Annotated in this window: 16 protein-coding genes; 3 read left to right on the forward strand and 13 right to left on the reverse strand. The window is 41.2% G+C overall.

What is annotated here, in order from left to right; translation table 11 throughout:
* Both CL42_RS07490 and CL42_RS07495 read right to left on the reverse strand, forming a co-directional pair.
* Positions 1–1011: a hypothetical protein gene (locus CL42_RS07490; RefSeq protein ID WP_035266782.1), complete on the reverse strand. Its 1011-nt coding sequence runs from the start codon at positions 1009–1011 to the stop codon at positions 1–3.
* A 112-nt stretch (positions 1012–1123) separates the two neighbouring features.
* Positions 1124–1369: a SlyX family protein gene (locus CL42_RS07495; RefSeq protein WP_035266784.1), complete on the reverse strand. Its 246-nt coding sequence runs from the start codon at positions 1367–1369 to the stop codon at positions 1124–1126.
* A 34-nt stretch (positions 1370–1403) separates the two neighbouring features.
* Between CL42_RS07495 and CL42_RS07500 the strand changes: the two genes are divergently transcribed.
* Positions 1404–3314, forward strand: coding sequence for an ATP-binding cassette domain-containing protein (locus CL42_RS07500; protein ID WP_035266786.1), 1911 nt, complete (start codon positions 1404–1406; stop codon positions 3312–3314).
* A 59-nt stretch (positions 3315–3373) separates the two neighbouring features.
* Here the strand turns inward: CL42_RS07500 and CL42_RS07505 are convergent, their stop codons facing one another.
* From CL42_RS07505 to CL42_RS07525, 5 genes are all read right to left on the reverse strand, one after another.
* On the reverse strand, positions 3374–3943 hold the full coding sequence (locus CL42_RS07505; protein WP_035266789.1) for a HupE/UreJ family protein: 570 nt from the start codon (positions 3941–3943) through the stop codon (positions 3374–3376).
* 17 nt (positions 3944–3960) lie between these two features.
* Positions 3961–4575 carry an urease accessory protein UreG gene (ureG, locus tag CL42_RS07510; protein ID WP_035266791.1) on the reverse strand — a complete coding sequence of 205 codons (615 nt, stop codon included), beginning with the start codon at positions 4573–4575 and terminating at the stop codon, positions 3961–3963.
* Between the two features lie 22 nt (positions 4576–4597).
* Positions 4598–5263 carry an urease accessory protein UreF gene (locus CL42_RS07515; protein ID WP_035266793.1) on the reverse strand — a complete coding sequence of 222 codons (666 nt, stop codon included), beginning with the start codon at positions 5261–5263 and terminating at the stop codon, positions 4598–4600.
* Complete coding sequence (gene ureE / locus CL42_RS07520; RefSeq protein ID WP_035266816.1) at positions 5250–5735, reverse strand: urease accessory protein UreE; 486 nt, start codon at positions 5733–5735, stop codon at positions 5250–5252. The genes CL42_RS07515 and ureE overlap by 14 nt, the downstream gene beginning before the upstream one ends.
* A 170-nt stretch (positions 5736–5905) precedes the next feature.
* A complete protein-coding gene (locus CL42_RS07525; RefSeq protein WP_035266795.1) occupies positions 5906–6793 on the reverse strand; it encodes a DMT family transporter in 888 nt (295 codons plus the stop codon).
* A gap of 392 nt (positions 6794–7185) precedes the next feature.
* Here CL42_RS07525 and CL42_RS16655 point away from each other — a divergent pair, with 392 nt between their 5' ends.
* Positions 7186–8673 (forward strand): PAS domain S-box protein, encoded by a 1488-nt coding sequence (locus CL42_RS16655; protein ID WP_081403253.1) that lies wholly within the window; start codon positions 7186–7188, stop codon positions 8671–8673.
* The gene (locus tag CL42_RS07535; protein WP_035266798.1) at positions 8664–9311 is read left to right on the forward strand and encodes a response regulator transcription factor; all 648 of its coding nucleotides are present in this window, start codon (positions 8664–8666) and stop codon (positions 9309–9311) included. Before CL42_RS16655 ends, CL42_RS07535 begins: the two co-directional genes overlap by 10 nt.
* A gap of 35 nt (positions 9312–9346) precedes the next feature.
* On the opposite strand, the gene CL42_RS17400 is transcribed toward CL42_RS07535, so the two are convergent.
* The 6 genes from CL42_RS17400 to CL42_RS17255 form a co-directional block, all read right to left on the reverse strand.
* Positions 9347–10006, reverse strand: a complete 660-nt coding sequence (locus tag CL42_RS17400) for an FAD-binding oxidoreductase (RefSeq protein WP_265596983.1) — start codon at positions 10004–10006, stop codon at positions 9347–9349.
* A 20-nt stretch (positions 10007–10026) separates the two neighbouring features.
* Positions 10027–10338, reverse strand: a complete 312-nt coding sequence (locus CL42_RS17405) for a 2Fe-2S iron-sulfur cluster-binding protein (RefSeq protein ID WP_228133244.1) — start codon at positions 10336–10338, stop codon at positions 10027–10029.
* Between the two features lie 5 nt (positions 10339–10343).
* Entirely contained in the window at positions 10344–10676 is a 333-nt protein-coding gene (locus tag CL42_RS07545; RefSeq protein WP_081403254.1) for a non-heme iron oxygenase ferredoxin subunit, read from the reverse strand.
* The gene (locus CL42_RS07550; RefSeq protein ID WP_035266800.1) at positions 10673–11443 is read right to left on the reverse strand and encodes an SDR family oxidoreductase; all 771 of its coding nucleotides are present in this window, start codon (positions 11441–11443) and stop codon (positions 10673–10675) included. The genes CL42_RS07545 and CL42_RS07550 overlap by 4 nt, the downstream gene beginning before the upstream one ends.
* Entirely contained in the window at positions 11440–11964 is a 525-nt protein-coding gene (locus tag CL42_RS07555) for a flavin reductase family protein (RefSeq protein WP_035266802.1), read from the reverse strand. The genes CL42_RS07550 and CL42_RS07555 overlap by 4 nt, the downstream gene beginning before the upstream one ends.
* The coding region (locus tag CL42_RS17255; protein WP_035266805.1) for a styrene monooxygenase/indole monooxygenase family protein at positions 11951–12921 on the reverse strand (971 nt) is incomplete at its 5' end. The genes CL42_RS17255 and CL42_RS07555, both read right to left, overlap by 14 nt.

Raw genomic sequence — 12921 nt, forward strand, 5'->3', positions numbered from 1 at the left:
TTAGTTCAAAAACATCTCATGGCTATAAAGTACTTCATGACCATTCCAATAAATATATCCTTTATCAATCATTTCCTTAAGCAATAACCGCACATCTGATTTTGGAAATAGTTGTTCTAATAAATCACGCAGTTCATAAATATCTTTAGGCTTTCCGGATTTTAAAGCATTCAATTTTTGGATGACTTCCAGCTGGACAGGATCTATTTTTTCAAAATTTTTAAACAAATCACTCTGAATATGTTGAATGTCTTGTGACTCTTCAATTTCAGCTAAAATGTCTTTTGCTTCGATATGTAGCTTCGCCAATAACGCATCTACCTGCCCAAGCTTGTGGTCTGCTACTACATCTTCATCAACATTCATATCCAATTGAGCCCACTGCTTTAATACCTTTTTACGAAAGGAAATTTGCTCACCTTCTTTTTTAACTACCTTTAAATTAATCAGCATGCCAATCAATTTAGCGCTGTGCTCGTCATTTATTCTCAACGTATTCTCGATCGAGTTTTTAAGCTTAGCTAAGGTGTTGGGCTTCCCTTCCATACGAACCACAACATCACAATACTGCTTTACTTTAAATAAATCATGATTTTGACGAATAGTTTCAACTGAAGGCACGTTGTATTTGAGTTTTGACACAGGTTGCTCTGGTTGTACCTGTATCAAATTACATTGAATGCCAGAAGCTCGCATCATGTCAGCCAACATGGTGCTACAGTCTCGTGCAGAAATCACATCAATCTCTGCGCCATGCTCAACCAATGCCAAGATTTGCCCCACAATCACAGCGTACTCAAATTCTTTTTCTTTTGCCTCAAGCATTTCTAAAATGACAATTTGACCACTACTAATCCAACTCGCAAATTCAGTCAAATCAGTGAGACTGTAATGAAAACTCCCTTTCGAATGAAATAGATAGGTCGTGGTGTAATGTTGCACAATCTCCCGAAATAACGTCGAAGTCGGCATGTTATTTTCAAGATCTATTAGGACAACTTTAGCGCTCATAGGATAAGATTCAGAATTCGGCAAGTGAAAAGACTATTACAACGACCTTCATATCAAAGGTCAAACTATTTACGCATACTTCTTGATAAATAATCAGTATTTATGTCACGTCTTAATAATGTGGCGGTTTATCCAAAATTGGATCAAATGGAGCAACACCATCGTCAGCATGAGTAGCTTCAACACGTTGATACAAAATTTGCATTTGTTTCTTTAAATCGCTGATTTCACGGCTTTGTAATGCAATTTGAATATTTAACTGATCAACTAATTCATCTAAAAATGCAATTCGGACTTGCAAATCTTCTATGGGTGCGGAAAATGACGCCTGCTCATTTAGATTTTTTTGATTCGACATTATAAGTCCTCATCAGGGGATTTCAGGAAACATTATGGCCTATATTACCTTAAGGGACGTCCAACTCGCATTTGGTGGACCGTACTTACTCGACGGCGCGAATTTTAGTTTAGAACGCGGCGAACGAGTGTGTTTGATTGGCCGTAATGGTGAGGGTAAGTCTACTTTACTTAAACTCATTGATGGAAGTTTATTGCCTGATGCTGGTGAAGTTTCCCTGCAAAATGGCATCACCATTTCTATGCTGGCTCAAGACGTGCCAATGGACTCGGGACGTGTTGCAGATATTGTGGCAGATGGCGCAGGTGAAGCAGCTTTTGTTCTTAGAGCTTATCACGAAGCAAGCGAAGCTTGTGTACTCGGCGATATGGAAGCTTGCGATCGCATGGGTAACTTGCAACATAAAATGGATCAATTAGATGGTTGGGCACTTGAAACTAAAGTGAATTCAATCCTCAGTAAAATGGGACTTGATCCTGATGCTGATTTAGCTGATCTTTCAGGTGGTCGTAAACGTCGTGTGCTTCTTGCACGCGCACTACTCACCCAACCTGATGTTTTGTTACTCGACGAACCAACGAACCATTTAGATGTTGAAAGTATCGAGTGGTTAGAAAAATTCTTACTCGATCAAAATAATTTAACATTACTCTTCATTTCGCATGACCGTTCATTTGTAGACAGTATTGCTACACGTATTGTGGAACTGGATCGTGGCATCTTACGCAGTTATGAAGGGAACTATTCACGTTACCTCGAACTCAAAACTGCACAGATGGAAGCTGAAGAAAAACAAAATGCGCTGTTCGATAAAAAGCTAGCAGAAGAAGAAGTTTGGATTCGTCAAGGCATTAAAGCACGTCGTACCCGTAACGAAGGTCGTGTACGTGCCTTAAAAGCATTACGTGAAGAATCTAAAGCCCGCCGTTCGCAGCAAGGCAAAGTGAGCATGGCTACCCAAGATGCTCAACGTTCAGGCAAAGTGGTCTTCGAAATTGAAAACCTCAGTGTGCAATTTGGCGACAACACTCCAATTATCAAAGATTTTAATGCACTGGTTCTGCGTGGAGATCGTATTGGTCTCGTGGGCGATAACGGTGTCGGTAAAACCACGCTAATCAAAGCAATTTTGGGTCAACAAGAACACTCAGGTACGGTCAAAACAGGGACACAACTCGAAGTGGCTTATTTTGACCAGCTTCGTAACGTGCTCGATCTTGAAAAATCGGTAAAAGACAACGTGGCCGAAGGGTCAGACTTTGTCGATATCAATGGCGGACGTCGTCATATCTATAGCTATTTACAAGATTTCTTGTTCTCCCCTGAGCGTGCTCGTACACCTGTAAAAGCCCTTTCTGGTGGTGAACGTAACCGCATTTTATTAGCGAAATTACTGCTTAAACCATCGAACCTCATCGTGATGGATGAGCCAACCAATGACTTGGATATGGTGACGCTTGAGCTGCTTGAAGAGATGCTCAGTGATTACAAAGGAACTTTATTGTTGATCTCGCATGACCGTGCCTTTATGGACAATGTCGTGACCTCAACTTGGGTATTCGATGGCAAAGGCAATATCGATGAATATGTCGGTGGTTATCAAGACTACCTCATGCAACGTCCTGATCAAACTGTAGTCGATCAGAAATCTGCGGTGAAGAAAGCAGCTGCAAAAGCTGAAGCGGCGGCAACCCCTGCACCAGCGGTTAAAAAAGTAAAACTAAGCTATAAAGATCAACGTGCTTTAGAACAACTTCCTGCTGAAATGGAAGCTTTGGAAAAGGAACAAGCCGAGATTAATGCGCTTTTAGCAGATGGTTCTTTATTTGTGACAGATAGTGACAAAGCAACTCAACTTTCGATTCGCCTTACTGAAATTGATGAGTTACTTTTAGAGAAATTAGAGCGCTGGGAAGCGCTTGAAAGTCTTGCGAATGGTGGCTGATTACCCTGATGAATAAAAAAACTCCGCGCTTGCGGAGTTTTTTATTTTGCCAAGTTTGATCACGCTAAACCAATTACTGCAACCAATGCTGCTAGCACACCTACAATCTTTTTACCTTGTGGAACAAATTTCACCATCAATGCCCCTAAACCCAGTCCAAGAGCATAAATCATTGCCATGGCAGTAATCATGCCTAAAATCTGAACGCCAACATTTCCATTCATCGCTAATTCAGCTCCGTGTGCTGAACCATGAAAAACTGATAGAAACACTGCTGCAACTGGAAAAATTCTGTTCGATTTGGTCCATAAACTTACAGCTAAGATGAACAATGAACCTACAATTCCAATTTCTGCAACGCCATTCGGAATAATTCCATGCGCACCTAAACTGAATCCAGCAACGAGCGCTGTAAGCAAGCCCCATGCCCCAATCATCTTCCAAATTTTAGACATGCTCCACATCAAAACGCCGAAACTGAGTGCCATCATCAAATGATCCAATCCTGTAAACGGATGAATGAAGCCCGTCCAAAAATTAGCGTCATGGTGATGATGGCCTGGATGTGCCATTACAAGGCTCGGAACACTTGCCAGAATGAATAGACCGAATTTATTGCATTGTTTCATCCTTTAAGCCCTCTTGTTTAAGCTTTGAATAAACCTTGTTTTTCAATAAAACTGATAATCTCGTTTAAACCATCTTCAGTTTTCATGTTTGAAAACAAGAACGGTTTATCTCCTCGCATACGCTTGGCATCTTGATCCATCACCTGCAAATTCGCTCCAACCATTGGCGCCAGATCTGTTTTATTGATAATCAGTAAGTCAGACTTGGTAATGCCTGGACCGCCTTTACGTGGAATTTTTTCACCACCAGCAACATCAATCACATATAGCGTCAGATCAGACAGTTCAGGGCTAAACGTTGCTGCCAAATTATCACCACCACTTTCAATGATAATTAACTCTAGACCATCAAACTTTTCACATAAGTCATCAATCGCTGCCAAATTGATTGAGGCATCTTCACGAATAGCCGTATGCGGGCAACCGCCAGTTTCCACCCCCACAATACGATCGGGTGACATGGCTTCATGACGAGTTAAAAAGTTGGAATCTTCTTTGGTATAAATATCATTGGTCACCACCGCCATATTGTATTTATTACGCAATGCACGGCATAAATTTAAAGTCAGTGCTGTTTTACCAGATCCGACTGGTCCACCAATTCCGACACGTAAAGGAGAACGTTCTGACATGATTGATTCCTTATGATAATTTTTAAGATCTAAATAAACGCGAATATTGTGTTTCATGGGACATGCTGAGCATGGCATATTGAGGTAAGGCACTGCTGAGTTGATGATCTTCTATACACATTGCATGCGTTATGGCATCTGGGACTAAACCATGTAAATGCCACAAAATTCGTTGACCACTCATCTGACCGAGCGGCACAGTTTTGACTGCGCCAAGTACTTGGTTTTCTAAAACAGTAAATGTATACGCCGTTAAAACATCTTCGATATTCAGATCCAATCGCCCACATAACTGAGCATATACAGGTACAAATCCAAGTTGTTTTTTGACCGTAACGGGCATTTTCAATACATCTTTAATCCATGCGTTCAAGGAAAATGCCAACTGCTGCGATTCAGCCAATAACTCACGACTTTCACGACTGGCTCGATAGAACTGTGCCCAATGATTAAACTGCTGTTCATTATCATGGGCCTGCATCAAACGCTTCAATACAGGTAGCTCAAAACGAACCAAAAGCATTTCCAGAACTTCTTCGAAGTACGCAATACTGGATTGCTCATCATGGATCAAACCTTGATCGATCGCACTTTCAACACCTTGCGAATAGCAATAAGCGCCTACAGGCAAAGCTGTAGAGGACAAAGTTAACAGTTTGAGTAAGTGAGCTGCATTAGTGATGCGCATGAGCATGAATCGCTTTGATTGGGCTTAGACGATGATCATGTGCATGCTGAGCATAAGCACCACTTTCTGGCTCAAATGGATGATCCACTTCCGTGACCATTAAACCCAATCCTTCGACCATTTCGGCTAAGACATGATCAGGTTCAAAATATAGTGCACTAGGCGTGAGCATAAGAGGGACATGACGATTCCCTAAATGATAGGCTGCTTTCAAAAGCTCAAATTCAGAAGAAGCTTGAACACACATCAGGCGTTCGGGCAATGCGTCCACCCGCAGTAAGTCACCTGATTCAGTTGCAATAAATGATCCGCCGCGAAGAATACCTGTGCGCGGTAAAACTGCACCAATATCGCACCCTGAAACTAAAGTTGCACGAAAACGGCTCTTTTGTCGTGTATCAAAGTTGAGTTGCACAGTTTCGAAAGCTTGATCTTCTGTCACTGCTTCTATTCTTTGAGTATAGATTTTCATGCCTTTCCTATTGTCGCTTGAATACTTTGCTTTAATTTCAACTCGCGAAATGTCTTGTTCAACATCAATCCATTTACGCATCAAAATTAAGCATTATTCATGCCAACATGAAATCTATTGGTGCATCCCCTTCTTCTTATTAAAGAATATTCAATGATCTATAAAAATGTTTAAGCCCAAATCACCAAGATTGCTGCAATCACAACTAAAGCTAATCCCCAATGTTCGGCTTTCGCTAACTTTTCTTTAAAGAAATAAGCGGAGATCAATAAGCTAAACAAAATCTCAATCTGACCGAGCGTTTTGACCACTGGGACACTCATCATACTCATGGCAGTAAACCATCCCAGTGATGCCATAAAACTACATACACTGACTTTAAAGGTCAGTCCTAGACATTGCCACATCGCCAGCAGCGTTTGACGACGGAATAAGCTCAGATACAAAAGCATACTCAAGCATTGAAAGCCAATCACCGACAGTAATACCCATGCAGCGCGATGAATTGTTGGCAACATTGTTAGTTCAAGACTGGCCTCTCTAACCAATAGTGAAGTGATAGCAAAACACAAACCACTCCCGATGCCAATCATCAGTGTTTTGGGTGAAAATCCAGTAAAACCATGTCCCCGACTCAACAGAAACACAGCAAAACCACCCAGTAACACCCCAAACCATGCCAACCATGACAAATGATCAGAGAGAAAAGCAACGCCAATGATTGCAGCTAAGATCGCTTCACTTTTAGCCAGTCCCACGCCAATGGCATAGTTTTTTTGTTTAAATAACTGCACCATCAATGCAGTGGCTAAAATTTGGCTAATGCCTGCGATAAAAATATAAACCCAATATTTTGTCGTAAATTGAACAGTCGCTGTTACCGGTGAGAAGTGATAAAGGCTACTCAAATAAATCAATGCAAAAGGCAAGGCGAAGATAAAGCGTGCAAGGGTGACGCCCCATACATCGACAGTGGTACTCAATTGTTTTTGAAAGGCATTGCGCCAAGCCTGCATAAAAGCAGCCATGAGGGTAAAGAGAATCCAACTGAACGCCATAAAAATATCACTTTAATGAGTAGGACTGACGGGTTTTATTCTATGCCTCATCCAGTGTAATGACTAATCAAAAAAGGATTGTATGTAGATAGCATAAAGTTTGATTTTATTCGTTAGATAAAAAGATGATATTTTTTGAGCTAACATTCCTCGTGTAACTGTCACCTAAATCAGTTGAAGTAATATGGTATCTAAATTGCATAACATTGAGATCACTGATAAATTTTTCACATGAATATTTTTATATGTTAAAAGTATGTAATTAGACCCTAAGTCTAATTGCAAGATGCTGCCCCTTAATGCAGTATTTACTTATAAAAAAAATGATTTATCAGTGACGATATTTCTCCCTATACCCGATAGCCGGAAGCCATCTCAGGTAAGGACCTACAATGACCAGCTTACAATATTATCAAACTATTTTTGATAAAGCGGGCGATGCAATTTTTGTACATGATATTGGCAGCGTCCAATTTATGGATGTCAATGAAGCCGCTGTGGAACTTACAGGATATAGTAAATCTGAATTGACACAGATGACTGTTGAAAAGATCAGTGCTTTTCAACATGGTTTTGATTTACATCATGCGCTCAGAAAAGTTCAACAGGCCGCCACAACAACAGATGAAGCAATCACATTTGAATGGTTAATAGAGTCTCATGACCAACGTCATATACCCGTTGAAGTATGTCTTAAAAAAGTTGAAATCGAAAATGAACCAAAGCTTCTTGCTCTAGTACGCAACATCAGCGAAATCAAAAAATATCAATATGCCTTACAGTCTAAAGATCAGTATTTCAAAATACTGCTTGAACATTCAGGAGATGGAATTGCTATTCTCGACTTACAAGGCAAGTTGCTGTATGCCAGCCCGTCTCTACAAGGTATTCTTGGTTATCGGGATCGCTTTGTACTTAATAAGAATGTGTTAACCGCTATTCATCCCGACGATCGTATTAAAGTCAGACAGCTTTTATTTAAAAAAACAGAACAACATGCAGTTGGTGTGATTCATTACAAAATCTTGCACCACAATGGAAAATGGCGACACCATGAGGCAACCTATCGTAACTTATTAGATCACCCTGATATTCAAGGTATATTGGTAAATTATCGTGATATCACTGAACGTATTGAGGCTGAAGAAAAAGCACGTGCTCGAGAAAAGCAACTTGGTCATATGTCACGTTGCAAAACTATGGGTGAGTTAGCTACCGCACTTGCACATGAATTAAATCAACCACTTGCTGCACTCAATAATTATGTCGGAGGCAGTATTATTCGCATTCAAAACGGTTTAGCCAACTCACAAGAGACACTTGATGCCCTCAATGCTGCGTTAAATCAAACACATCGCGTCAATGGTATTATTCACAGCATGCGAAGTTTTTTGCGTAAAGGTGAGGCGAATTTTCAGATTCATTCTGTGAATCATCTTATTCAAGAGTTACATCCTTTGATTAACCTTAAAGCTGATCAAGGTGGATGTACCATCCATTATGAATTAAGTGTTTCACCTATTTTTATATCAGCAGATGAAACGCTCTTTAGCCAAGTCATTATCAATCTCGTCTTTAATGCGGTCGATGCTCTACAAAATAATCCCGAAGGTGAAAGGGACATTTATATCCGCACTTGGCAACATAACCAACATGCTCGGGTTGCAATTGCAGATAATGGTCCTGGACTCGAAGGGCAAAATCCAGAACAAATTTTTGAATCTTTCTATTCAAGTAAAAACAACAGTATGGGCATTGGCTTAACCCTGTCTCGGAGCATCATTGAAAATCATCATGGTTATTTATGGGTCTCTGAAGGTGAGTCTGGTGCCATTTTTAATATTTCTTTAGCAGCACAGGAGCGTGCAAAATGTATTTAACTAATTCTCATGTTCCCGAGCCCATTGTGTATGTGATAGATGATGATCAAGACATTTGTAATTCACTCACATGGTTGCTCGATTCCGTGCAACTCGAAACTAAAACATTCAATAGTGCTACTGAATTCCTGAATTATCAGCGCCCGCAAACGCCTGCATGTTTAATCCTTGATATTCGTATGCGAGGGATGAGTGGCTTGCAACTACAACAACAATTGAATCAACAAAAAATCCGTATGCCAATCATTTTCATGACTGGTCACGGCGACATTCCAATGTCGGTCAATGCGATGAAAGCTGGGGCATTTGATTTTTTAGAAAAACCTTTTAATCCACAGCATATGCTTAATCAAATCCAAGTCTGTCTGCAACTTGCTGAACAAGACTTTATTGAAGAAGAAAAACGTCAAGAACAGATGATTAAATTGAAATCTTTATCACCAAGAGAAAGTGAGATTATCAATTTATTGGTCGATGGACTTTCGAGTAAACATATCGCACAAATGTTGAATATCAGCCATAAAACAGTAGAAATTCACCGCACTCATATTCGTCAGAAATTAGGAACTGAATCTATCGCACAGATCGTCAATATGGTCTTGATGTGTCGTGATCGCTCAATACCGGCGATGGGTTAACCATCGCCTGAGCGGGAGAAAAATGATATCTTCGATTAAAAGAAACGATCAAAATGAATTTGTTGTTGTGGAATACCTGCTTGATGGGCCATTTGTTCAATAGATTTCACCATCGGTGGCGGACCTGCACAATAAATTTCATGCTCAAGCAACTGTTCGCCTAATACATCTTGAATCACTTCATGAATAAACCCCGAACGGATACCTTCAATGAGTTCAGAGGAGGTTGCAGGCACATAATTGAGGCGTTCCCCTAATTCTGTCCAGTCACGTAATTGATTTTCAGTAAACAAATCACGTTGCTCACGACCACCATGGAAAAACCAGACTTTTTGATGTTGCAAATGTGGGTTAACTGCAACGCCTCGAGCAATCGCTAACATGGGAGCAAGTCCAGAACCACCAGCCACACACACAATAGGGCGAGGCTTCTCTTGTAAATGCGCTAACCCATATGGACCATCAATTTGAATATCAGCCTTTTCACGTAACTGTTCATCAAATAACAGATTGGTCATTTTACCATCAGGAACACGGCGGATTTGGAAGACCCATAAACCGTCGTCATTCGGCAGATTGGACATCGAATAGGCACGAAGTAACTCTTGATTCACCCAAATTAAAGCGTATTGTCCAGGAATAAATTGTGCTGGCTCATCTGATTGAAAATGTACTTCCAAAATATCATGTGTCACCAAATGAGCATGCTTCAATGTTACTTTTTTTGTTTTGGAATAATTTTAGGAACACATTGTTCGTCTAAACGAAGCTTAATGACACAATCAGATTTGGGGCGACACTGACACGCCAGTAACCGACCTTTACGTTTATCACGATCGCTTAATCCAGGTGCATCTGCCCATAAATTTTCCACTTCACCTGACAAGACTTCGATTTTACACGTCCCGCAACCACCCGCATTACATTCGTAAGGAATGCCTAGTCCTTCACGTAAGCCACCGCGAAGCAATACATCATTAGCTGAACAATGAAATTCGGCTTGACCGTCTATTTGGATTTTATACATCGGCATCACTCCACCAAATAAACATTGTTGTCACGTACAATCGATTGATAGGTTTTCAGTGGAATCGTACAAGGTGCACCACATGGCTCACCTGTTTTGATATCAAATGCACCCGCATGAAATGGGCACTCCACTTCACAGCCATCAATCTCACCATCTGCCAATGATGCATCACCATGTGTACACGTATCATCGGTGACATAGAACTCGCCATCTTCTAAGTGAAACACTGCCAATGGCGGATAACCGTCAATGATGACTTGTAGTCCCTCACCCTGTTCCACATCAGAGGTTGAACACAAAAATTTCTCGGCAATATTGGTCATTTTTATGTTCATTGAGTTAACTCCTCTATCGGTGAATCTGTGGCTTCAGGACCTAGAATGTGATAACCACCATCGGCATGAATCACACTGCCTGTGAGTAATTTTGCTTTCGGGCTACACAATAAACTTAATGCTTGTGCGACTTCCTCTGCATCCGCAATACGTCCTAACACATGGAAACGTCCTGCCACTCGATCAGTTTTGGCGCGGTCTCCGCCGGAAATCATTTGCATTGGGACGGACCAAGTCCAACCTAATGAGAGTGCATGTACACGAATACCATCTTGTGCTAGATCCAGTGCCATGCTTTGTGTGAGTTGCTCTAAAGTTGCTTTAGATGCTGGATAGACCCAGCGTTCTTTTTGTGCAATACGTGCGCTTACGCTGCTGATATTAATTACGGCACCATCAGTACTTTTTTTCAAAAGTGGTCGACATGCTTGTACTAACGCTGCGTGACCAAATACCGTGACATTGAACGTGTTTTGCCAATCTTGACGTGTAGATTCAGATCCATGATCTTCATACAAACACGCCAAATTCACCAAAATATCTAACTGTGTTAATTTGGCACTTAATGTGCGAATACTGTCATCATTAGCGAGATCTAAAAATTCATATTGCGCTTGGGTTGCGTCTGCCACTTGCTGTCCTTGAGTTTGATTAATATCAGCAACAATGACCTGTGCACCTAAGCCTTTCAACTCTTGGACTACGGCTTGACCAATATGTGTCGCACCACCTGTCACCAAGACGACTTTTCCATCTAAGTCTGTCATGAAACCTCCTTGTACTCAGGCCATTCATTAAATTGTCCCTTGCAAAACAACAGTGGACGTTGATTACTGTGACGACATTGCTCAATTTTTCCTAAGAAAATTTGATGATCACCTGCTTCAATTTGTTGAGCTCTTTTACAAATAAATTGCACTACACAATCTTCTAAAACAGGAGCTTTTGAAGCTTGAATATTCCACGTACCATACTGAAATTTATCTGCTATTGGCTTAGCGAAGTTCAAACCTACTTCCTGCTGATGTGCACCTAAAATATTAATGGCGAAGTATTCAGCACTTTCAAAAATAGATCGGCTTGGAGAATAATTGACTAAACTCCATAACACCAATGCAGGATCTAAAGACACTGAACTAAAGGAATTAATCGTCAACCCTACAGGTTGTTGATCTTGGTCTAAGCAAGTGACAATCGCGACACCAGTGGCAAAACCGCCGAAGGCCTGCCGAAGCGCTTTCGCTTCAGCTAGGTCAACGTCCTGCCACAAAACTTCAGGCAGCTGCATGTTGAAACTCCTCACGTGACAGATATTCTTTAGCCCCTTCTGCACCATCTACGGCTGGCCAGAAACCGCACGGGTTGTTGAAATGCCCCATAAAGTCATCCGCAATCGCTTGGTTCTGCGAGGCTGCAGCTAATACTTGTAATAAGCTCTCACTTGGTGGATTTAACAATAGATTCGTGAATTCAGTCGTATAGCGACCTGACTTTTCCCAGAATTGCTCGAATACTTCTGTCATCCAATCTGCACTAAAGTCTTCATCACCTCGTGCTAAAATCGCAGCTAAATAATGCTCCACCATACGGGTTGCATTGTTTGCGCCTTGTCCTGCGATTGGATCATTTACAATGACAGTGTCTCCAATCCCCCAAATTTTTGCACCGTTATCTAAGGTTGCAACAGGATCTCGAACTTCAGGGCGGAATGCACCTTTGAGCCATGCGTTTGGATCACTTAATTCCATATTATCGACCATACGGAAGCTTTGATCTGGTGTTACTTTGGCAACCGCTTCTTTCATGCGTTGGACCATTTCTTCGCCAGATGTCACATCATCGAAGATATCCATTGGACCATTCGGTACACATTCAAATAAGAAACTACGACATGGACCATGCGTGTGACTATAGAATGGCATACTGAAGTATTCGCCTGCACCTGCAACAAAATTAAAATGCAAAGTCTGAGATGGTTGACCTTGCCAACTGTTTGGACCGCATAAATCATCACCGACGACGAGTGCTGCAGCCAATTTGCGAGGAGGAGTGTGATGTACTGAGCGTGATTCGTTGCGTTTGAATAAACTGGTGATATTGCCCTTACCTGCTGCCAAAATCGTCAGATCATTTTCAACAGTGATTACTTCCAAATCTTCTGGACTGACATTTTGAATGATGAGCTTGCCACCACGGCGCGGATATTCCTCTAACCAACGGTGATATTTGGTTCGTTGGTCCATGG

The sequence above is a fragment of the Acinetobacter sp. Ver3 genome, from assembly GCF_000632455.1.
Taxonomy (GTDB): Bacteria; Pseudomonadota; Gammaproteobacteria; order Pseudomonadales; family Moraxellaceae; genus Acinetobacter.

Bases quoted from the DNA above. Each gene is read 5' to 3' on its own strand.
- CL42_RS07515 (WP_035266793.1), bottom strand. From the start codon at position 5,263: ATGCGCATCACTAATGCAGCTCACTTACTCAAACTGTTAACTTTGTCC.
- CL42_RS07545 (WP_081403254.1), bottom strand. From the start codon at position 10,676: ATGAACATAAAAATGACCAATATTGCCGAGAAATTTTTGTGTTCAACC.
- CL42_RS07495 (WP_035266784.1), bottom strand. From the start codon at position 1,369: ATGTCGAATCAAAAAAATCTAAATGAGCAGGCGTCATTTTCCGCACCC.
- CL42_RS07500 (WP_035266786.1), top strand. From the start codon at position 1,404: ATGGCCTATATTACCTTAAGGGACGTCCAACTCGCATTTGGTGGACCG.
- CL42_RS07535 (WP_035266798.1), top strand. From the start codon at position 8,664: ATGTATTTAACTAATTCTCATGTTCCCGAGCCCATTGTGTATGTGATA.
- CL42_RS07550 (WP_035266800.1), bottom strand. From the start codon at position 11,443: ATGACAGACTTAGATGGAAAAGTCGTCTTGGTGACAGGTGGTGCGACA.
- CL42_RS07525 (WP_035266795.1), bottom strand. From the start codon at position 6,793: ATGGCGTTCAGTTGGATTCTCTTTACCCTCATGGCTGCTTTTATGCAG.
- CL42_RS07555 (WP_035266802.1), bottom strand. From the start codon at position 11,964: ATGCAGCTGCCTGAAGTTTTGTGGCAGGACGTTGACCTAGCTGAAGCG.
- ureE (WP_035266816.1), bottom strand. From the start codon at position 5,735: ATGAAAATCTATACTCAAAGAATAGAAGCAGTGACAGAAGATCAAGCT.
- ureG (WP_035266791.1), bottom strand. From the start codon at position 4,575: ATGTCAGAACGTTCTCCTTTACGTGTCGGAATTGGTGGACCAGTCGGA.
- CL42_RS17405 (WP_228133244.1), bottom strand. From the start codon at position 10,338: ATGTATAAAATCCAAATAGACGGTCAAGCCGAATTTCATTGTTCAGCT.
- CL42_RS07505 (WP_035266789.1), bottom strand. From the start codon at position 3,943: ATGAAACAATGCAATAAATTCGGTCTATTCATTCTGGCAAGTGTTCCG.
- CL42_RS16655 (WP_081403253.1), top strand. From the start codon at position 7,186: ATGACCAGCTTACAATATTATCAAACTATTTTTGATAAAGCGGGCGAT.
- CL42_RS07490 (WP_035266782.1), bottom strand. From the start codon at position 1,011: ATGAGCGCTAAAGTTGTCCTAATAGATCTTGAAAATAACATGCCGACT.